This is a genomic window from Streptomyces sp. NPDC048331 (genome assembly GCF_043201215.1).
Classification (GTDB): Bacteria; Actinomycetota; Actinomycetes; order Streptomycetales; family Streptomycetaceae; genus Streptomyces.
This window is the reverse complement of record NZ_JBICYT010000023.1, coordinates 83,168-102,243: the sequence shown is the minus strand read 5'-3', so window position 1 is coordinate 102,243 and position 19,076 is coordinate 83,168. Positions and strand designations below refer to the sequence as shown.

Sequence of the window (19,076 nt, the reverse complement as noted above, 5' to 3'; positions counted from 1 at the left end):
GACACCTGTTCCGCCCGTCAGGGGCGCAGGCCGGCCCGCCTGAGGGCGATCGCGGAGAGATCGGCGATGACCTGTGGGTCCCCGCGCCGCCAGGCGTCAGCGAGACCGCCTTCGGGCGCGGGAAGCGCGGCGAGGTCGCCCAGCCGGCCGGTGAGGGCGCGCAGGGCGAGCAGGTCGGCACCTCCGGGCGCGTCGAGAAGACGCCGCATGGTCATGCTGCGCCGGATCCAGCGCAGGCGGGCAGGGAGCCACAACAGCAGTACGACCGCCACCGGGACGACGATCAGCGCCAGTGTGGTCAGGGTGGCCACCTGGCTGACGGCATCTTGGAGCGACTGTCCGGCGTCGGCGATCCCGGTACCGGCGTCGGCGGCGGACTGCAGCGGTTTCTGCAGGAGATCGCCGACGAACGGCACGTTCGAGGCCGCGTCGCCGGCTTTGCCGAGCTCGGTGGCGAGGCTGTCGCCCGAGCTTTCGACCCTGCGCCCAGGCTCGGCCAACAGCATGATGGCATCGTGGACGGTCAGGGCGAACCACACGGCGGCGGCGATCAGGCCCACGGCGATCAGGTCCGCGAGGATCTGGCGGTTCCGACGTGCTGGAGTCTGTGCGTAGAGGCGCATCGGCGGGCTCCCGTTCGGGTCAGACGTCGAGGAGGACCGGCCCCGCCGGGTGAGGCTCGGCCGGTCGTTCGACCGTACGCCGGACTTCCCTTCCGCACCGGGTTCTGTGGACGAACGTCCGCGCCACGACGCCTGGTCGGCGCACCGGGAGCCAGGGGAAGCGGAACTGAGGCTCCGTCCGGGCCGGCCATCCCGGGCCCGGCATGGGGACCGGACGACGCGGGCTCGGCCGACAAGGTCCGCAGGAGACGGCCGAGGCCGTGCCGCCCGGATCTCCTGCCCGTTGGTCCCGCCGTGCCCTCGACTGACGAGCGGTGGGCGCGGACCGAGCCGTTGTCACCTGTGATTCGGAACGGCGCCGAGGCCCGCAGACGGGGCCCCAGCTCACGAGACTGTCGACCAAGATCTCGAATCGAGGCCCTGCCCGGCAACCGTACCGGCGCCGGCCAGGGCCCGTGCCGGCTCTCCATCCAGCCGCCCCATGGACCTGGACCGGCGGTGGCAAACGCGCTGCTCGATCATGGACAGCTCTTCGGCCCGTTGGCGGAACCGCCGTCTCACGGCCGGAGGCATTCCCCCTGTGGATCGAAGCAGACGAGTCCGTGCTCGCGGGCCAGGTGAGCCGCGTACTCGGACACTTCCTCGGCCTGACCGTAGGACATGAGTAGGTACACGATCGGGCCCGACGCCTCCTCGATGACCGGTGGCGACGCCCACACCACGCTGCGGTCGACATCGTCCGGATACCTCGCGACGAGGGCTTCCACGTACGCCGTGATGCGCGGTGCCGGAGGCACGACGACATCGTCCGACTCCAGGTAGTGCTCGTAGAGCTCGTCATAAGTGGAGCCCGCGCGGTCGTCGTCGAGTGGGCGGTAGCCATCCCACACAGCAAGGTCGTAGCTCACCACCGCATCGTCGCAGGCAGCGGTTCCGCCGGCACCGGCAGGTGCCGGGATCGCGCATCCAGCTCTGTCGGCGAGCAACGGACGCGGAACAGATCGGAGCAGACTGGAGACAGCACCCCACGACGGAGCAGTACACCCTCGACCTCTGGCTCGTGGAGTCACTGCCGGCGCCTGACCGGGTCCCCGAGGAGGTCGGTCAGATCCGCCTCCACGGCGGAGAGCAGCGGCGCACCCCAGACGGTCAGAGTCCCCTCCCAGGGATGCCCGAAGGTGCCCAGGCGCATGTCATCGGTGAGGTGGAGGTAGTAGTCGCCGTCGGGGTAGGTGCCCAGGCCCGGGACCGGGGGCCGGCCGGGGATGCCGACGCGGCGGGGGTCGTAGCGGTAGCCGTCGTGCTGCCAGTCCAGCCAGTACACGAACTCCCCGGGCTCGGTGGCGGTGAGCAGTCCGCGCCGGACGATCGCGTCGAGCTCCGCGGGGAGGTCCGGGACGAGCCGGTGGTGGGAGTGCAGGTCCCAGACGGCGGAGGGGGACGGTTCGGTGATCGCAGGCCGGTGCCTCATGCTCGGTGCGAAGTCGAAGTCCGCGTAGAAGCGGTCCCAGAGCGGCCCGTCGTCGTGGAGCCAGTCGAGGAACTGCGCGGGCCGGCTCGGCTCCGGGGTCGCGGGCGGGCTCCAGTGGTAGGAGCGCACGGTGGTGGCCTCGCTGAAACCGGCCTCCAGGAGCTGCTCGCGCAGGGGGCCATGGGCCTCGGCGAGCAGCGGGCAGCCGAGCCAGCTGCTGTGGCGCCACCCGTCGGTGCAGGTCCGGACGAAGTCCTCGTCGTGACCGGTCAGACCGCCGACGACGGTGAAGGGCTGCGCGTCGCCGTGTGCCCAGCCGACCGCGGTGACCACGCCGTCTTCGAGGAGAACCTCGATCAAGACGTCCCCCTCGTCCGAGGAGCCGTTCGCGATCATCTCGGCGTACGGCATCGCGTGCGGGCCAGGGGATCCGACGGCCACCGCCCACGCTCGAGCCGCCTGCCCCCGTACCCGGTACAGATCGTGCACACCGTCCCGAGGTTCCAGCACGTCTTCGCGCTCCGCTCCTGACAACGTGGCGGCGATCAGCACGGAGCGCTCCCAGCCGGCGGTGAAACCCGCCGCCATCAGTGCGGGACCCAGATCCGGGGAATCGTGTGCGTAGACCTTCCATTCCACCGGCTCACCGCGCTTCGCGAAGGCCTCCTGCTGCCGACGCACCAGCACGCCGAGGTCGGTGCCCGGTGCGAGGGGAGCGTGCTCGACGCTCCCGCGGTTCCCGTGGTGCCGGCGCACGACCGGCCCGTCGACCTCGACCACCACTCCCACGGGATGCCATGCCGGCATACGCCCCCGCAGCCCGTTCCACTGCGCCCACTGTTCATCGACACCCATGATCGGGAGCTTAGGTGGGTCGACGGACGGCCAGGTGCCGGGCCCCGAAGCAAGCCGTCCCGTGCCGGAGGACCTTCACCGCCCCTGCGTCGAGCGCCGGTCCTACCTGGCCGAACCGGCCGAACCGGCCTGGAGTGTGGAGCCGATGCGGGGATGGCGCCGGCCGTCAACGCCCGAACGTCAGGGCGATGGCACGTAAGTGGTTCGAGGAAAAGGCGGAAGCACCTGTTACAGAACTCGGTACCCGTTCGGCGCAGAGTCCAGGGCAGGCGTGAATGAGCTTCTTATCTGGCCGAAACCCGCTCGTTCCGGAACCGGCGGGGCTTTCCCCGCTGCCCGTTCCGATCCGGTCAACGGGGTCTTGACGCTTGCAACTTGCAAGGGAGAGTTACGGACATGTCCGCATTGAGCAACGTGCGTCGTGAGTTGTGGTGGTTGACGGCGGTCGCGGGCCACAGTGTGGGTCCCCGGCAGGACGCCGGGAACCGCACAGGGCCCGTCCGGCTCGCACGAGACCGGGCCGGCCGACTTCGAAGGAGCCTTCGGCATGTCTGCTTCTCTCGCCACCCGCCGCGCCGTCACCACGGTCCTGGCCGCCGGCGCACTGATCGGCGCGGCCGCCCTGCCGGCGGCCGCCGCCCACGATGACGACCGGCGCGATCACCGAGGCTCCCACTCGGTCGTCATCAGTGACGTCCAGTACGGGACCGCCGGCCGCGACCGCTCCGCCCGTGCGCTGAACCGGGAGTGGGTCGAGGTCAAGAACACCGGGCGCAAGAGCGTCAACCTGCGCGGCTTCACCCTCACCGACCGGCAGGGCAACCGCTACCGCTTCGCCGACTTCCGCCTGGACGGCCGCTCCAGCGTCAAGGTCCACACCGGCCAGGGCCGCGACACCCGCCACGACGTCTACCAGGACCGCCGCCACCAGATCTGGGACGAGCGCGACACCGCCACCCTGCGCGACAACCGCGGCAACGTCATCGACACCGAGACCTGGGGCCGCCACGGATCACGCTGATCAGGCCCGGCAGCCACACCATCAGGAACCGTGAACTGCCGGCCACCGACGACAACGGCGTGCCGCGGCCTGCCGCCGCGGCACGCGACACCCCGAAAGCAGCAGCGACGCATCCGAAGCAGGGAAGTTCTCCGTGGAGTTCTGGCAGCACGCCCCGTCCGAGGTCTCGGTCCCGCAGCTGGATCTGGACCCCTACCGTTTCCCCGGCGCATCGGCTCACGACGCCTGGCCGCAGGACCACCCGGGCGACACGGATCGGTACGTGCCTCCTCTCGGCGAAGCGCATCCGACGGCACCGGGTCCGGCTTCCGACCCACGCCTCGCCTGGCCCTTGACCCACATGGACCGGCGCAGGCTGGACCTGCAGGCGGCACTGACCGCCATCGGCGTCCCTCCACTTCCCGGCGACCTGGAATCCATCAACATCCTCTCGTCGCTCGACGACACCACCCACGCAGCCGTCGTGCGGTGGATCACCACCAACCGCTGAGCACCTCGCTCTCCCCGCCTCAGGGTTGGACGCGTGGACGGGAACGGACGACGAGCCGGCCGACGGGCTCGCCGACGTCACCTACGGGGTCGCTACGCGGACGACGCCTACGCGAAGTTCGGCGGGGAGCGGATCGCGCGGTGCGGTGTCGACGGACCACACTGGCTCGACCTCCCGCTCGCCGAGGCGACCGCCCGCGCCGCCGAGCTCACCGCCTGGCGGGACCGACTCCATGGCACGGGCCTCATGGTCTCGATAGGCCGGCGCGGCGGTGATCGGGCCCACGGCCAGGCCTATCCGGTCACACTCGACGCCGACGAGGCGGGAGAGAGGGTGATGCGAGGGACCATCCCGCCCTACGACTTCGACCACGAAGCTGAGTGACGAGCCCAGCTCCGGGGGTCCGCCGGTCCTCACGCGTCGAGCTGCGGCCCTCGCCGCGATGTGTAGCCTGCGAACGGTTCGAACGGTTCGAACGGTTCGAACGGGATGGGGGTCGGGTGTGGATACGCTCGTGGAGGAAGCCGTCGTGGAGGCGCTGCGCGGCGGGAGCGGCGAAGAGATCCGCCTGTTCGTCGCCGCCTGCACCGAACGCGTGGCGCCGCTGTTCGTGGGACTGCGGGCGGGCGTGCCGGGGCGTGAAAGCGACCTGGACCTCTACGTGGAGTCCGTACGCGACCTCTGGTACGCCGACCGGCCGCTCGCCGACGCCGCCGAGCGCGTGCGTCTGCTGGAGCGGTTCCCGGAGCTCCGGCCGACCGAGGAGGGGATCACGGGCGTTGCCGACACCTACGCCTTCTTCGCCGCCCTCTGTCTGCGCTACGCCCTGCCGGCCCACGGCTCGGGAAGCGTTGACGACGCGGTGTCCTGCGGTCATGTGGCGCTCACCGCGATGGGCATGCTGGACCAGAACGTGCCGGGTGCCGGCTTCCTTGCCGAGGAACAACGGCTCCAGTCCCTCTCGCTGAGCGGTGACGCCGCAGGCCTGTGGGATGCGAGCGTCACGGCAGGGCGGGAGAGGTTCCGTGCGGTGGTGGGCCGCTTGCCCCGCCTGCCACGCTAGGGCCTGTGTGATGTCGTGATCATTGGGCGGTCTTGATCAGGTCGTCGATCCAGATCATTGCGGCGCGGAGGTGGAGGCCGGCGAGGTAGCTTTCCGGGGTTTTGTCGTATCGGGTGGCGATGCCGCGCCAGGCTTTCAGCTTGTTGATCAGGCGTTCGACCGTGTTCCGTTCCTTGTAGAGGTCGGCGTCGTGGCGGATGGGCCGGCCGCCTCGTGCGCCCTCCTTCCTGCGGTTGGCGGCCTGGTCCTTCTTCTCAGGGATGACGGCCTTGATTCCGCGTTTGCGCAGGTAGGCGCGGTTGCCGCGGGACGAGTAGGCCTTGTCCGCGGCGACCGCACCGGGCCTCGTGCGGGGACGGCCGACGGGCAGGCGGACTTTCACTCTCGCGAGCACGGGGATGAACTGCGGGCTGTCCCCGGCCTGCCCGGCGGTCAGCACCATTGCGAGCGGACGGCACCTGCGGTCCGCGGCGAGGTGAATCTTGCTGGTCAGGCCTCCCCGGGACCTGCCGAGGAGGGCTTCCTTCAGGCGGAGCCTGCGTCTGCGCCGGATGCCCCGGCGCTCGTCCTGTCCGTTCTGTTCCTGCGGTCCGCCCCCTTTTGCCGGGCTGCTTCCTGCTCCTGCGCGGCTTCTTCCAGCGCCTTCATGAGGTGCTTGCTGACGCGCATCCCCGCAGCGTCGTGGTGGGCACGGACCGTGGCGGAATCCACGCTGACCAGTGACAAGTCCGTTCTGCCCGTGCGGGCTGCCTCGGCGATCAGGCCTTCCAGCAGCGCGGTGAAGACGCCGGCGTCCCGCCAGACGCGGAAGCGTCCGTAGACGGTGGCCCACGGACCGAACTCGGCAGGCATCTCCCGCCACTGACCGCTGGACCTAAACCGCCAGATCACACCCTCGAACTGCTCCCGCAACCGCTCCGGATACGGCCCGTACCTGCCAATCGGCAGGTACGGCTCGATGAACTTCCACTGGGCATTGGTCAGTTGCCTGCGCGTCACGACCAAAGTCCTACAGGACTCCGCCTCACGAAGAGGGCAGAACCCAAGAGTTGATCACGACATCACACAGGCCCTAGTGCCGTGACCGGAAAGGTTCACCGGGTCGCGCTGCCCGGCACGGCACCTCGCCGCGTTGTCGGACCACGGCGGTACGTCCGGTACGAGCCGTGGCCCTCCGCCTTGCGATGCACCGCACCGGACAACGCGACCCGGCAAACCTTTCCGGTCACGGCACTAGGCACGTAGGTCAACCCTGCCGCTCCGCCGCCGGCGCCGACGTGAGTGCCCTGCGGATCTCACTGACCGGGTCGGTCTCGTGGTACGGCCGCTCGCTGGTCTCGATGTGGTCCAGAAACTCCTGATACCGCACCGCGTACGCGAGGTGGAACAGCGGCGCGACCAGCTCCAGCGCGCGTTCCGGTGCCGATCCGGGCGCGTGCTCCCGCCATGCCAGAGCCCACACCTCGGCGATCTGCGTCCACCGCTCCTCGGTCACGAACTGGCGAGGGCGCAGCCCGTCCAGGGCCGGGTGGCCGAACGCGGAGTCGGCGTAGTCCACGACCACGGCCCGGGTGCCGTCGGAGCGCCAGTTGCCGGGGTGGAAGTCGCCGTGGACCAGGGTGTCCGGCAGCCCGCAGGCCGTCAGCTCCGCGACCAGTGCGGGCAGGCGCCCGGCGAGCGCCCGGGCGGCCGCCAGCTCCGCCGCCGTCAGCCGCCCCTCGAGCTGTTCTTCAGGCCCGTCGGCCGCAGGTGAAACCGCCCACTCCTCCTCGAGCCGGTCGAGCAGCGCGTCCACGTGGACGACCAGGGTGGGGAGGGTGCGGTCCCGGAGCCCGGCCGTGGCGGCCCGCCCGTCGGCGGCCAAGGCCGCCTGGGCGGCGACCAACCGGGGCACCACGGCGACGACGTCCTCGGCCGACGGGGCCCAGAGGTCCTCCCCGGCCACCCGGTCGAGCAGCAGCCGGCCACGCTCCGCGTCGGAGCCGAGGAGGGTCGGTACCAGTGTGGCGTCGACGGAGCCGAGCAGCGCGATCACCTGCCCCTCGCGGGCGTTGAAGGCAGGGTTGATCGCCTTCAACCAGGCTTCGCCGCCGTCGGCGGTCCGGTAGCGGAAGAGACCGGAAAGGTTCCACGTCCGGACCTGTTCGGGCCTCCCGACAGCCGGCCTGCCCGCTCGCGCCAGCTGCTCCTCGGCCCAGCCGAGTGCCTCACGTAGCCCACCGGTGGTGGCCCAACCGGCGCGGCGCTCGGCCGGTCCGAGCAGCGTGGCCACGTCCGCGGACACCTGACACGGTGTCGTCCCGCCCGGTCGTTCCCACGCCTCCACGTGGTACACCACATGCCCGCCGTGCCCGCTGCTGCCGTCGTTCGGCGCGTAGGCGAGCCGGAGTACCACCACCGGCACCCCCAGCTCCTGCGACACCCGCTCGACGACCGGCGGGGCGGAGGACCACCAGCCCCCGTCCACCGCGTAAGGGCCCAACAGCCCGAAGTATTCGCCCCCGTGGGTGACGTGGACGCTGACCGTACGACCGCTCGCCTCTTGCACCCGGGCAAGGTCTCGCATCCCGCCCCGCCCGCGCGACCCATTTTTTTGCGGGACTCAGGAGTGTCGGAAACCCTGCTGCCCAGGAGGTCGGTCCGACGGCGGCCAGGAACCGGCGAGCAGTCGCTCGGCCTCCGCCACGATCGCTTGCTCACGCGTTCTACGCCGGATCGCGTCCCCTCCACCGTACACATCGGCCTTGTCGACAAGCGGCTTGAGGGACCGGGGCCGGGCCAACGCGCCCCAGCCCTCATATGTGATCAGGTCACCGCCGGCTCCGGGGGCCAGACTCCCGTTCACGATCAGTCGGAGCCACCAGCGAACGAGCTCCCAGCGTGCCGTCTCCCAGGGGATATCGGTGTCATCTCCGGGGAGACCCTCGGACAGACCGAGTTCGGCCACCACCTGGTCGTAGAGCGCATCGGCGCTCTCGTGCTCGGTGTGCCACAGGCCGGCGAGCAGCGGAAGCGACTCCGTCTCGACGCCGAGGACCAATGCCGTCAGCCCTGCTTCGATCAATTGATGGGGGTGGTGCCGTCGGCCGATCAGGCGCTCCAGGGCCAGCATCCGCAGGTACTCGATCGCCTCCTGCGCGCTGACGGCATAAGGAGTGTGCGGCGTGGGCGCGGTGACGTCGATGCCGGGACCGCCGTTGACGAAGTACGACCAGAAACCGACCGTCGAGTGGGCCGGGACGCGGCTCGCCCGGCCGGTGAACTCGTGCCGCACGTAGTCGGAGAGGTCGTTCCCGTAGATGATGACGTCGGTCTGGTGGACGGACAGCACGGGGTGCCCGCATTCGCCTGCTGTGCCAGGCAGGTAACGGTGGCTGTAGACGGGCACCAACTGCGGTACGGTCGCCAACTCGGACCGTGCGATCTGCAGCGCGTCGGGCATCCCGGTGGGCCTCGGGCGCCAGGCGGGGTGCCAGAAGTCGTTGTGCTCGACGTCGAACAGCACACCCTCGACCGGGTGGGAGAGCCGCTCGGCCAGGTCTTCGGGGTCGCCGTTGCGCCAGTCCGGCCATCTTCGTGACCCGTGGGGGAGCCCGGCGGCGAGGAAGACCCTGTGGTCCGCCGAGAAGGTGAAGCCGAACCTTGCTTCGACCGCGTCGAGCTCCCGCTCGGTGAGGCCCGGTCCGATCTCGGCCCGGAGCATGGTCTGAAGTTCCCTGGCAGCTTCCAGGGTCAGCGGAGGGGGCGACTGGGCGGTCATCCCGGAAGCATAGTGACCGGTACGACCGCAGCCCTTCCGACCAGCGGCCAACCCCTGCTTCGGCAGGGATGACGCACCACTGCCGGCCCATGGACGGACCGACCGGGCCTCACGCGTCGGCGGATTCGCCGGCGTGGGGCCTCGACCGGCTCTTCGCGGTGTGCGGAGGGGATGCGGCCCCTGGATGGAAACAGGCGGTGATCGTCTTGCCGCCGTGGAAGGAATGAGCGTCCCACTCGTCGGCGAGGGCATCGATGATGGCGAGCCCCCGTCCGGAGGTCGCCTCACGTGAGGGGTCGCGCGGGGCCGGTAGGTACGGGTCGCCGTCGGCGACGCTGACGTGCAGGCACCGACCGTCCCAGGTGAGCACCAGCCCGGCGTCGCTGTGTGCGTGGACGTGTGCGTTGGTGACGAGCTCCGAAACAGTCAGCAGGACGGAGTGCGCCGTGTCGGGGGCCTCCGTCGTCCACTGCAGGGAGTCCAGACGTTCCGCCGTCCACCGGCGGGCCTCGCGCACCCCTCGGTGTACGGGAAAGGACGTGGCCCAACCCTTGGCACGCATGGACACCGCGTTCACCTCGCTTGCGCTCTCGTGTGACGCCGGACCGGACGGGCCGGAACGCTTGTCAGAACCGGCCCGCCCGGTGCCGGGCGCGGTGCCCGCCCTTGCGGTGGACGAGCAGCAGGGCCAACGCCATCGGCGCGATCAGCAGGACCATCGTCGTCACGAGGGGCTCCTTCCCTTGTACGTCCGTTCCTCCTGCGCGTGTAGCCGCTATGAAGCCCCCGAAACCCCCGATGTGCGCGGCCCCGCCCCCGCGGCTCTGCGGGCGCCGGCGGTGGAACCGGAAGCGAGAGAGCCATGGGAACCCTAGGAGCTTCTGCGATTCCTGCATGCCCGGCAGTTTGCGACCACCAGGGCGACACCCATGGGAACCAGCACGAAGAGGAAGAGGAGAACCGCGGCCAGGTCGACAACCGAAAACATGGACACCCCTTGGCGTGAAAAATCTGAACGTGTTCAAGATAGACGCTTCGTGGACTTCTCGGAAGGTGCTTCGCGGTGGCGGCGCCCTGCCCCCCGGCCTATCGGCCGCAGTCGACGTCGGCCCGGGCGAGGGCTGCGAGCCGGACGGCCCCGAGCCTGTCGCGGCGGGCTTTCCGGTGTCCGATGCCCGGTGTCCGATGCCCGGTGTCCGATGCGGTGACCGCGGAAGGACCGGCGGGCCGCCACACATCGCCCGCGCCGCCCCGGATTCACGGATGCGTCCGGCGCACGGGACTTCGTATGCTGCTCCCCGCAACGACCCCCGACGTTTCTGGAGGACCGTGAATGCCTCGCAACCCGAGAAAGGCCCGGCGCCTCGTCGTGGACGGGGGCACCTACACGCGGTCGGTGCGCCACTCCCACAGCAGGCCGGGCGGCGGCGCCGGGGACTGCTGCGAGTCGTTGACCGTCCACCTGGCCGGGGCACGGGGGCACCTGCGCATCGTCTTCCGGGAAGGGACCGGCAGGTTGGTCCCGACCGGGTATCCGATGGTCTCGGGAGAGGTGTCCTTCACCACTGGCGAGTCCCTGTACCTGCACGAACCCGGCACCGTACGGGCCCTGATGGAGGAGGCCCGAGCCCGCGGGTGGCGTCCCGACGGGCCGTCGGGCATGGAGATCGACGGCTGGACCCTGTTCGAGGGCGCCCTGCGCAGACGGACGGCCGGCACCGTTCACCCGCCCGCCCCGCAGGGCTGACTCCGTCAGCGCCCCGGGCCGGGGATCATCAGGCGGCCTCGGGGTAGGGTCGGTGACCGCGGACCGGGCCTCGGGGAAGGGCTCTATGCGCGTGGGCTCCATCGGGCGCTGGAACTCGGTGCCAGGTCGATCGAGACCGTCGTGCTCATCCCGTGGATCGACCTGCGGCTTCCCCGGTCCGCGCGGGCCTGGCCGGCGTCGACCGGACGTGACGTGGGGGTGGTGTGAAGTGAGCGATCGGCGGACCGATCCGACGTTCGCGATGTGCCGGGCGCCGGCGGACGGGGCGGATCTCTCCTCGTTCGCGGGCGGGCCGTTCGACGTGCGGGCAGTGGTGGGCGGGCTCCGGATCGAGGCGAAGAACGGGTTCCTGCTGGACGAGGTCCCTTGGCAGAGCTTCCCGCAAGGGGGTCGGGTCAGGGAGGCCGTTCACCTGCTGCGTACCGGTGACTCGGCCGGTCGCAGCGGAGCGGGCGTGGTGGGCGGGATGTGCGCGGACGACATGCGGGCCGCCGCCGCACTTGCCGTGCCGTTCCTGATCCGGATCGCCGCCGACACCCGCCACCCCCACCGCGTCCACCCCCGCCTGCGGCAAAGCTCCGTGCCCGCTGTGAGATCCTCTCCACCATGTTCACGAGCCGGCGCAGAGAGCAGGCGATAGCCGACGTCGAGACCCACGTCCGCGGCTTTTTCGCCGGCCACGTGGTCACCGTCGATGACTACGACCTCGGCGTCGGCCGCAGGGGAGCAGTCCCAGATCTGCGGATCCTCACGGTCGGTCCAGGGCCCCGCGCCGACAGTTGGACCTACGTCACCGCCGGCTGCTGGTCCGCGTCCGCGGCCAACGGCCATGGCCTCGAATTCGTCCTCTCCGGACCCGTCCGTGACGAGCGGTTGGCCGATCTCCTGGCCATGACCTCGTATTACCACGCGAGCCATCACCTCGACATCGGCCACAGTTTGCCCATAGGCGAGCCGTGGCTGCCCGGGTCACCATGTGACCACCTCATGATCAGCCTCCCCTACCTGCACGGCCCGGACCTGGAACAGTGCCCGCTGCCGGACGGCCATGCCCGCATCCTCTGGCTTCTGCCGGTTACCGCCGCCGAGATGGCGTACCGCCGGGAGCACGGCCACGAAGCCCTTGAGCAGCTCTTCGACGAGCAGGCGATCATCCCGACCGATCCGCTGCGCGCATCCGTCGCCTGAGGGCGATGTCATCAGCGCGCCTCTGGAGGTACCTTCGTCCACGGGCGTGAGCACCTGGGCGATTTCTGGGGCTACTTCGTCGCCCGGGCGGCCTCAGGCGGCGAACGGGTTGGCGTGGCCGGGCAACTGCTGCCCGGGGCGCAGGAACCGCTGGTCCCCTCGTTCGTCGCGCACCGCGAAGAATCCGGCCGCGGTCAGCCGTTGTGCGATCTTCCTGCGGCGGTAGGCGCCCACGTTGAACGCCACGGTGGAGAGCACGGCAGCCGCCCCGCCGGAGGTGAGCGCTTCGACCGGCGATTTGTCGATGAGCAGGAGTGCGGTCAGCACCGCGCAGGCGAGATAGACCACGACCTTCTGGCTCCGATCGGCCACGTACAGAGCCATGACGTCGAAGGTGATGAGGTCCTTCAGCACAGCCACGGCACCGACCGCATCGGGGAGCGGCGTCAGCGAATTGTGCCCCAACCCGGGCACCGTCCCGCCGTTGCCCGCCTGCGGATGGGCGGTGAGGGTGGCCGCCTCGCGGACGCGCGCGTCGGGCCGCGGGTCCCGGTACATCCGGACCTGGACGAGGGAGTTCTTGAACCCGGTCCTGTACGCCATCCCGTACGTGTAGCCGTACTGTTCCGCCACGTATGCCAGGGCGGCCGCCTTCGGCGCGGTGCCCTGGGGGGCGATCTCGACGATGTCCTGCTGACGGGCGATCTGCTGGAGCATCCCCGCTATGTGACGTTCTACGGACATCCTGTTCCCCGCCCCCTGGGCCCCGCGCGGTGGGGCCGATCGGCGCACAGCCTAGGGGGTGTGCCGACGATCGGAAGACACACGGCCGGGCCATGCACCGGAAGACCGCGTATCCGGCGGGCCGTGACGACGCGCTGGACCTGGGTCGTGCCCGATCACCGAGCGAAGACCTGACGCCGCCCCGGACCGATACGGGACGCCCTCAGGCCTCCAGATACCGCAGCACCGCGAGGATCCGGGGGCTGTGGCCCTCGGTCCCGCGCAACTCCAGCTTGTCGAAAACCGAGTTGAGGTGCTTCTCCACCGCGCTCAGCGAGAGGTGCAGCCGCCGCGCGATGGCCGTGTTCGTGCACCCCTCCGCGAGCACCTGGAGCACCTCCCGCTCGCGTGGGGTCAGCCGGGCCAACGGGTCGGCGTGCGCGCTGCGCATCACCAGCTGCCGGACGACCTCCGGGTCGATCGCCGCGCCGCCCGCGTGGATCCGCTCCAGCGCGTCGAGGAACTCCTCGACCTGTGCCACCCGGTCCTTCAGCAGGTAGCCGACCCGCTCCGCGCCGGCCGCGAGCAGCCGGGCCGCGTAGCTCCGTTCGACGTGCTGGGAGAGGACCAGGACGCCGGTCCCCGGCAGCCGTTCGCGGATCTCGACGGCCGCCCGCAGCCCCTCGTCGGTGTGGGTCGGCGGCATCCGGATGTCCACGACGGCCACGTCGGGGCGGAGCGTCTCCGTCTCGGCGACCAGCGTCACCGCGTCGCCGTACGCCCCGACGACCTCGTGCCCCTCTTCCACGAGGAGTCGGGCCAGGCCCTCCCGCAGCAGGGTCGAGTCCTCGGCCAGGATCACACGCACGGCAGCTCCGCGACGATGGTGGTGGGTCCCCCGAGGGGGCTGTCGATGCGCAGGGCGCCGTCGAGCGCGGCGACCCGTCCGCGCAGCCCGGTCAGGCCGCTGCCCGCCGGATCCGCGCCGCCCCGGCCGTCGTCCTCGATCCGCACGGTGAGCGGGCCGCCGGGCGGCCCCGCGACCCGCACCGAGACGGCCGAGGCGGCGGAGTGCTTGGCCGCGTTCGTGACGGCCTCGGAGACGACGAAGTACGCGGCCGTCACCACCGGGCGGGGGAGCGGGCCCGCCACCTCGTACGCGATCCGCAGCGGCAGCCCGCACCGCTGCGCCACCCCGCCGAGCGCCTCTTCCAGGCCGAGGCTGTCCAGCGCCGACGGGTACACCCGCCAGGCCACCTCCCGCAGTTCGGCCAGCACCTCCTGGGCCTCGCGGTGCGCCTGCCCCAGCAGCTCCGCCGCCCGCTCCGGATCCCGCCCGCCGCCCCGGCGCGCCCGTCCGATGAGCATCGCGAGCGCCACGAGCCGCTGCTGCACCCCGTCGTGGAGGTCCCGTTCGATCCGCCGCCGCTCCACGTCCACCGCCCGCACGACGGCGGCGCGGCTGACCGAGAGTTCGTCGATCCGGCGCCGCAGCAGCTCCCGCTCCGACGGCCCGAAGTACTCCCGGGCCAGCCGGGCGTCGAGCGCGGTCAGCGCGAACAGCCCCTGAAGACCGAGGAACAGCAGGACGCCCCCGAGGACCAGCTGCGTCAGCAGCTCCGCGGCCCCGATGGTCCCGCGCACCACCCCGCCGGCCAGCAGCCCCGCCAGCGCCAGGCCGAAGCCGAGCAGCGCCAGGACCACCCCGCACATGAGCCCCGACCAGGACCGGACCGCCAGATACCGGACCACGCCCTCGCCCCCGTACGTCTCGTACGTCTCGTACGTCCCGCACATCCCGTACGTCTCTGGGAACCGGTCGCCGAAGAAAAAGGTCCGCCGCCTGCGCTCCACCTCGACGAGCCGCCGGGCGCCGGAGCCGAAGACCCTGAGGGCGTACGGTCGCGTGCGCGGCCACAGGAGGAAGGCGCCGAGCGGCACCCCGGCGAGCAGCAGGTACAGCAGGCCGGTCGGCGCCGTCAGGCATCCGGCGAGCACCCCCACCGTCCGCCGGACCGCCGACCGCGTTCCCGCGCCGACCCGTTCGCCCCGTTCGCCCCCGCTCACGACCCCACCCTATGCGCGCCGGTGACGGGCGGCCGCCCCGCGGGACCGGAGCCGTACCGTCAGCCAGGTCGCGCCGGCCGCGAGGACCAGGACGACGACGGCCTTGGAGGCCAGGCCCACGTACGACTCGACCAACTCCCAGCGGTCTCCGAGGGCGTAGCCGGCGAGGACCAGGACGCTGTTCCAGGCCAGGCTGCCCACGGTGGTGAGCAGGAGGAAGAGAGGGACCGGCATCCGCTCCACCCCGGCCGGCACCGAGATCAGGCTGCGGAAGATCGGCACCATCCGGCCCAGGAGCACCGCCTTCGTGCCGTGCCGCCCGAACCACGCCTCGGTCCGCTCCAGGTCCGAGACCTTCACCAGCGGCAGCCGCGCCCACAGCGCGTGCATCCGCTCCCGACCGAAGAGCGCCCCGATCCCGTACAGCGCCAGCGCGCCCACGACCGAACCCAGCGTCGTCCAGAACAGGGCGGAGGCGAGGCTCAGCACGCCCTGCCCGGCGGCGAAGCCGGTCAACGGCAGGATCACCTCGCTCGGCAGCGGCGGGAACAGATTCTCCAGGGCGATGGCGAGGCCCGCGCCCGGCCCGCCGAGCGTGTCGACGAGGTCGGCCGCCCAACCGGCGATGCCGCCGGCGGGCTCCTGGGCGAGAGTGGTCGAGAACGGGGTCATGAGCCCTCCAGGTCTCAGGGGAAGGTCCCCCGGCGGACCCGCCGGACGACCCTCCCCAACCTAGGAACCGCAGCTCGCGGCCGGTATGCGCGTTCCCGCCCGGCGCCCCTGCGGAAAACCGCAGGGGCGCGGTGAGGAGCGGTGAGGAGCGGTGAGGAGCGGTGAGGAGCGGCGGGGCGCGGCGACCATCGGCCTGCCGGCGGGGGCCCCGGGTGCCGGGCGGCTGCTGGAGCGACCGGAGCCCAGGCAGCCCTCCGACTCCGCCGATGCGGTCCGGAGCCCTACCGACCATGATCGGTTCCTGCGGCTGAGCGCAGGATCCGCGGGATCCGGGCTCGCTGCGGCCTCCAACTGCCGTGGCCCGAGCAGCAGTTCCCGTACGGCGGTAGCGGCCCCAGTAGGCCTCTGCCTCTCGCCTGAGGGGGGCGCCCTGCGCCCTTTCGGCGAGGCCGGTCGGATCGGACCACCACCACCGCCGCGTTGCGCAGTGGGAAGGCGGCCCGGCCTCTACCGGCGGGAGGGGGTCAGTTCGACGGTGTACCGATCCCTCGGAGGGTCTCGGGTTCGGTGCGGTCCGGCATCGGCGAGCGGCGGACGGAGTCCGCATCGAGGTGGACGACCCGCTCCGCCGGTTCGCTCTCGCCCCTGTCGAAATGTTTCGGTGTCCCTGGTGGGAGCGCTGGGGCCAGCGCGTGGAACACGGCCGTGTAGGCATCGGGGCCGTAGTCTCGGTAGTGTTCCGTCGCCTGGAGCCACAAGGCGCCCGACGGCAGCTGGACCACTTCGTGGAAGGCGCCGCCGGCGCGCAGGGCGTCGGCACCGCCGACGGCGTCGACCAGTTCCTTCGGGCAGATCGTCCACCACTCGTATCCGCGCAGTGCCTGACGGCTGGTCGGGATCGTCTCCCTGGGGAACTTCCACGGCGGACCGAGGGTCCGCTCGAGGCCCGTCTTTCCCAGCCCGTCGTGGTAGGTGATGTGGGCGAACGAGGGGTCCAGACCTTCACCGACGTTGCGGAGGAAGCTCATCACGACCTCCTGCCGCGCAGGGTCCACCAGATCCCTCTCGGGAATCTCGCACGACAACACCGCCCAATCGATGGCCTCGGGCCAGTCCTGGGCCTCCGGCCGGTCGACCTTGAGCCGCAGCACGTTGGTGCCCGGGTAGCCGCGTTCATCCAGCACGGAGAGGTCGATCGTGGCGGTACGCGGGGGATCGGCCAGTTGGTTCAGGAACCACGACATGCTCCGGGGGGAGATGACCCGGGCCGACCTGCGCAGCTGCCGACCGTCGTGCCGGGCTATCGAGACGAACCCCCAGGCGGCGTGGGGCGGCCCGCAGGGGATGTTGCTGCGCATCGCCTCCGGGGGCAGTTTCGGTTCGGTCTCCAGCGCCCGTCGGTGCCCGCCCGCCAAGGCGGTGAACCCGCCGTCCAGCCACGCGCGCGTAACCTCCTGATAGACGGCCGGCTCGGGCCACTCCACATCGATCTCGGCATACAGAAGTCCCCTCATGCTCGTATCCCAGCACACGCCACCGCTTCTCCCGGGTGTCGGGTCGCTCGGGCCGACGCCTTCAGCTCCCTGCCGGCCGCGCCTCGGCGACGAGGCCACGGCCACTTCGGCGCGGGGGCCCTGGTAGAACAGTGATGTGGGGATCCAGGAGCGCGAACGCAAGATGTACCGGCCACTGCGGCGGGCCGGCCTCGAGGTGATCCCGGACGCGGTGCCGGCAGGCACGATGCCGATCGTCCTCGGGTACGGCCGCGAGGACGTCGTCGGCGGTTTCTCGCACCCGTACACCACCCCGCGGCTCGTCAAGCGCCTCAACGAGGACTGGTACGACCTGGCGGTCTCGACGGGGCTGCTCGACCACCGGCGAGAGTTCCTCGTCATGCTCCCTCGCGACACCATGACGAGCGCGTTCTGGCTGCACGACATGCACTGGAGCCACCGCCCCCCGCCGACGGCCTGGACCCGGGTCCGCCTCTTGGACCGCTGGGACATCATGGGCCGGGGCGCGGCGTCGTTTCTCGGTGTCCACGCGGGGCACCCGGGCTTCGGCATGATGGCGCTCGACAGCAGCGTGTACCTCAGTTGCTCGACGGGCGAGATCGGTGTCGATGTGACCGCGGTGAGCCGTCCGGATCGCTCGGAGAACGTCCTGCGGGACCTGGAGTGGTACGCGCAGTGGGACCACCCCCGCAACGAGGAGTTGCGGGAGCGGATCGCCGTCTGGCTCGCCGGCCGCAGCCCCGCGAACTCATCCGGCGGCCCGCGTCCAGCCGCACCGGACCAGCAGCCTCGGTGAGCGTGGCGGGCCCGTCCGGGCCAGGGCGCGGCCCGAACGCGCCAAGGTGCTTCCCCTTCACGTCTCGTATCCAGAGCATGGACGGTCGGGACCTGGACCCAGTGACGTCCAGGTCCCGACCGTCCGCCCGCCGCTAAAGGTCGAGTTGGTACTGGTGTGTCGTGTGAGTGGGGGTGTAGCCGAGACTGTCGTTGATCTGTCTCATGTGCGTGTTGCCGGCGGCGGTGTCGGTCAGGAGGCCGCCGAGCTCCGGATAGCGCTCATGGGCGTGTCGGATCGACTCGGCCTTCATCCACCGACCGAGGCCGTGTCCACGGTGCTCGGGCAATACGCCGGTGCCGTAGTGCTGGCCATCACCTCTGCCATCGCCGGGGACGACCAGCTCGGTGAACCCGACGATCGACTCGTCGGAGGCGGCGAGGGCGACGACGGTGTGCAGGTGGTCGCCACGCTCTTCGACAGCCTTCGCCGCGGCTCGGACACGGTCCACGTCCCAAGCCACCGTGCCGTAGTCGGTGTCGTCCATGGGCATGTCGTCCATGGCGCGACGCGAGTCGGCGAACGTCTCGGCGAGGTCGTCGGGCACGGTTCCGTGCCATGACATCAGCCGGTAGCCGGCATGCGGACGCTCGACGATGCGGGCGAGGGCGGTGGTGTCCACGTCGGCCAGCGGCAAGCGGGAGAACCTGAGGGTGAGGACCTTCCGGAAACCGCGCGTCGGCAGGAAGTGGTCGCCTGGAGAGTCGGCCTCGGCCTGCGCGATGACACAACGTCGGGCATCGGCCCGGGCGGCGGCCACGGCGGCGTCGAGGAGCCGGGAACCGACGCGCTTGCGTCGTTCCGCGGGATGGACACCGAGGGTCAGCTCGGCCAGGTGCTCCTGTTCGGGACTGTTGAACAGGCGCAGGAAGGCTGTTCCGATGGGGATGGAATCGGCATCGGACGCCAGCCATGCAAGACGCCGGCTGTTCGGGCCGTGAGCGGGGTCGGTCAGTGGGGTGATGCGAGACGACAAGGTGTCTCCGTCGTGAGGAAGTGGCCAAGGTCAGTACGCGGACTCAACTG

At 71.0% G+C, this 19,076-nt stretch carries 20 protein-coding genes and 1 pseudogene; 8 read left to right on the top strand and 13 right to left on the bottom strand.

Annotated features, from left to right (window positions below; all coding sequences use genetic code 11):
- Positions 1–17: 17 nt before the first annotated feature.
- The 3 genes from ACGFYY_RS28855 to ACGFYY_RS28845 form a co-directional block, all read right to left on the bottom strand.
- On the bottom strand, positions 18–623 hold the full coding sequence (locus ACGFYY_RS28855; RefSeq protein ID WP_365268755.1) for a hypothetical protein: 606 nt from the start codon (positions 621–623) through the stop codon (positions 18–20).
- Between the two features lie 557 nt (positions 624–1,180).
- Positions 1,181–1,531, bottom strand: coding sequence for a hypothetical protein (locus tag ACGFYY_RS28850; RefSeq protein WP_393713770.1), 351 nt, complete (start codon positions 1,529–1,531; stop codon positions 1,181–1,183).
- Between the two features lie 158 nt (positions 1,532–1,689).
- Positions 1,690–2,949, bottom strand: coding sequence for a DUF2716 domain-containing protein (locus ACGFYY_RS28845; protein ID WP_393713768.1), 1,260 nt, complete (start codon positions 2,947–2,949; stop codon positions 1,690–1,692).
- A 547-nt stretch (positions 2,950–3,496) separates the two neighbouring features.
- Here ACGFYY_RS28845 and ACGFYY_RS28840 point away from each other — a divergent pair.
- The 4 genes from ACGFYY_RS28840 (at position 3,497) to ACGFYY_RS28825 (ending at position 5,523) form a co-directional block, all read left to right on the top strand.
- Positions 3,497–3,970 carry a lamin tail domain-containing protein gene (locus ACGFYY_RS28840; RefSeq protein WP_393713766.1) on the top strand — a complete coding sequence of 158 codons (474 nt, stop codon included), beginning with the start codon at positions 3,497–3,499 and terminating at the stop codon, positions 3,968–3,970.
- 133 nt (positions 3,971–4,103) lie between these two features.
- Positions 4,104–4,460 carry a hypothetical protein gene (locus ACGFYY_RS28835; RefSeq protein ID WP_393713764.1) on the top strand — a complete coding sequence of 119 codons (357 nt, stop codon included), beginning with the start codon at positions 4,104–4,106 and terminating at the stop codon, positions 4,458–4,460.
- A gap of 33 nt (positions 4,461–4,493) precedes the next feature.
- Positions 4,494–4,844 carry a hypothetical protein gene (locus ACGFYY_RS28830; protein WP_393713762.1) on the top strand — a complete coding sequence of 117 codons (351 nt, stop codon included), beginning with the start codon at positions 4,494–4,496 and terminating at the stop codon, positions 4,842–4,844.
- Between the two features lie 118 nt (positions 4,845–4,962).
- Entirely contained in the window at positions 4,963–5,523 is a 561-nt protein-coding gene (locus tag ACGFYY_RS28825) for a hypothetical protein (RefSeq protein WP_393713760.1), read from the top strand.
- 19 nt (positions 5,524–5,542) lie between these two features.
- On the opposite strand, the pseudogene ACGFYY_RS28820 reads toward ACGFYY_RS28825, so the two are convergent.
- From ACGFYY_RS28820 to ACGFYY_RS28805, 4 genes and pseudogenes are all read right to left on the bottom strand, one after another.
- Positions 5,543–6,522: pseudogene (locus ACGFYY_RS28820) on the bottom strand (IS5 family transposase).
- 247 nt (positions 6,523–6,769) lie between these two features.
- A complete protein-coding gene (locus ACGFYY_RS28815) occupies positions 6,770–8,071 on the bottom strand; it encodes a phosphotransferase family protein (RefSeq protein ID WP_393713758.1) in 1,302 nt (433 codons plus the stop codon).
- A gap of 54 nt (positions 8,072–8,125) precedes the next feature.
- Positions 8,126–9,283 carry a hypothetical protein gene (locus tag ACGFYY_RS28810; RefSeq protein WP_393713756.1) on the bottom strand — a complete coding sequence of 386 codons (1,158 nt, stop codon included), beginning with the start codon at positions 9,281–9,283 and terminating at the stop codon, positions 8,126–8,128.
- Between the two features lie 109 nt (positions 9,284–9,392).
- A complete protein-coding gene (locus ACGFYY_RS28805) occupies positions 9,393–9,845 on the bottom strand; it encodes an ATP-binding protein (RefSeq protein ID WP_393713830.1) in 453 nt (150 codons plus the stop codon).
- Positions 9,846–10,616: 771 nt separating this feature from the next.
- On the opposite strand from ACGFYY_RS28805, the gene ACGFYY_RS28800 reads away from it, so the two are divergent.
- The 3 genes from ACGFYY_RS28800 (at position 10,617) to ACGFYY_RS28790 (ending at position 12,239) form a co-directional block, all read left to right on the top strand.
- Positions 10,617–11,030, top strand: coding sequence for a hypothetical protein (locus ACGFYY_RS28800; protein ID WP_393713754.1), 414 nt, complete (start codon positions 10,617–10,619; stop codon positions 11,028–11,030).
- Positions 11,031–11,259: 229 nt separating this feature from the next.
- On the top strand, positions 11,260–11,691 hold the full coding sequence (locus tag ACGFYY_RS28795; protein WP_393713752.1) for a hypothetical protein: 432 nt from the start codon (positions 11,260–11,262) through the stop codon (positions 11,689–11,691).
- A complete protein-coding gene (locus ACGFYY_RS28790; protein WP_393713750.1) occupies positions 11,658–12,239 on the top strand; it encodes a suppressor of fused domain protein in 582 nt (193 codons plus the stop codon). Before ACGFYY_RS28795 ends, ACGFYY_RS28790 begins: the two co-directional genes overlap by 34 nt.
- 93 nt (positions 12,240–12,332) lie before the next feature.
- Here the strand turns inward: ACGFYY_RS28790 and ACGFYY_RS28785 are convergent, their stop codons facing one another.
- The 5 genes from ACGFYY_RS28785 to ACGFYY_RS28765 form a co-directional block, all read right to left on the bottom strand.
- On the bottom strand, positions 12,333–12,983 hold the full coding sequence (locus tag ACGFYY_RS28785) for a hypothetical protein (RefSeq protein ID WP_393713748.1): 651 nt from the start codon (positions 12,981–12,983) through the stop codon (positions 12,333–12,335).
- 202 nt (positions 12,984–13,185) lie between these two features.
- On the bottom strand, positions 13,186–13,830 hold the full coding sequence (locus ACGFYY_RS28780; protein ID WP_365268720.1) for a response regulator transcription factor: 645 nt from the start codon (positions 13,828–13,830) through the stop codon (positions 13,186–13,188).
- A complete protein-coding gene (locus ACGFYY_RS28775; protein ID WP_393713745.1) occupies positions 13,821–15,029 on the bottom strand; it encodes a sensor histidine kinase in 1,209 nt (402 codons plus the stop codon). Before ACGFYY_RS28775 ends, ACGFYY_RS28780 begins: the two co-directional genes overlap by 10 nt.
- A gap of 9 nt (positions 15,030–15,038) precedes the next feature.
- The gene (locus tag ACGFYY_RS28770; protein WP_393713743.1) at positions 15,039–15,701 is read right to left on the bottom strand and encodes a DedA family protein; all 663 of its coding nucleotides are present in this window, start codon (positions 15,699–15,701) and stop codon (positions 15,039–15,041) included.
- A gap of 524 nt (positions 15,702–16,225) precedes the next feature.
- On the bottom strand, positions 16,226–17,215 hold the full coding sequence (locus ACGFYY_RS28765; protein ID WP_393713741.1) for a hypothetical protein: 990 nt from the start codon (positions 17,213–17,215) through the stop codon (positions 16,226–16,228).
- A 136-nt stretch (positions 17,216–17,351) separates the two neighbouring features.
- Between ACGFYY_RS28765 and ACGFYY_RS28760 the strand changes: the two genes are divergently transcribed.
- Positions 17,352–18,011 (top strand): hypothetical protein, encoded by a 660-nt coding sequence (locus tag ACGFYY_RS28760; protein WP_393713739.1) that lies wholly within the window; start codon positions 17,352–17,354, stop codon positions 18,009–18,011.
- A 133-nt stretch (positions 18,012–18,144) separates the two neighbouring features.
- Here ACGFYY_RS28760 and ACGFYY_RS28755 read toward each other — a convergent pair whose 3' ends face one another.
- Entirely contained in the window at positions 18,145–19,026 is an 882-nt protein-coding gene (locus ACGFYY_RS28755; RefSeq protein WP_393713737.1) for a GNAT family N-acetyltransferase, read from the bottom strand.
- Positions 19,027–19,076 lie beyond the last annotated feature (50 nt).

What these genes read in the sequence shown, in the direction of transcription:
- ACGFYY_RS28810 (WP_393713756.1), bottom strand. Translation starts at nt 9,283, where the DNA reads ATGACCGCCCAGTCGCCCCCTCCGCTGACCCTGGAAGCTGCCAGGGAA.
- ACGFYY_RS28785 (WP_393713748.1), bottom strand. Translation starts at nt 12,983, where the DNA reads ATGTCCGTAGAACGTCACATAGCGGGGATGCTCCAGCAGATCGCCCGT.
- ACGFYY_RS28840 (WP_393713766.1), top strand. Translation starts at nt 3,497, where the DNA reads ATGTCTGCTTCTCTCGCCACCCGCCGCGCCGTCACCACGGTCCTGGCC.
- ACGFYY_RS28845 (WP_393713768.1), bottom strand. Translation starts at nt 2,949, where the DNA reads ATGGGTGTCGATGAACAGTGGGCGCAGTGGAACGGGCTGCGGGGGCGT.
- ACGFYY_RS28790 (WP_393713750.1), top strand. Translation starts at nt 11,658, where the DNA reads ATGTTCACGAGCCGGCGCAGAGAGCAGGCGATAGCCGACGTCGAGACC.
- ACGFYY_RS28855 (WP_365268755.1), bottom strand. Translation starts at nt 623, where the DNA reads ATGCGCCTCTACGCACAGACTCCAGCACGTCGGAACCGCCAGATCCTC.
- ACGFYY_RS28805 (WP_393713830.1), bottom strand. Translation starts at nt 9,845, where the DNA reads ATGCGTGCCAAGGGTTGGGCCACGTCCTTTCCCGTACACCGAGGGGTG.
- ACGFYY_RS28770 (WP_393713743.1), bottom strand. Translation starts at nt 15,701, where the DNA reads ATGACCCCGTTCTCGACCACTCTCGCCCAGGAGCCCGCCGGCGGCATC.
- ACGFYY_RS28800 (WP_393713754.1), top strand. Translation starts at nt 10,617, where the DNA reads ATGCCTCGCAACCCGAGAAAGGCCCGGCGCCTCGTCGTGGACGGGGGC.
- ACGFYY_RS28765 (WP_393713741.1), bottom strand. Translation starts at nt 17,215, where the DNA reads ATGAGGGGACTTCTGTATGCCGAGATCGATGTGGAGTGGCCCGAGCCG.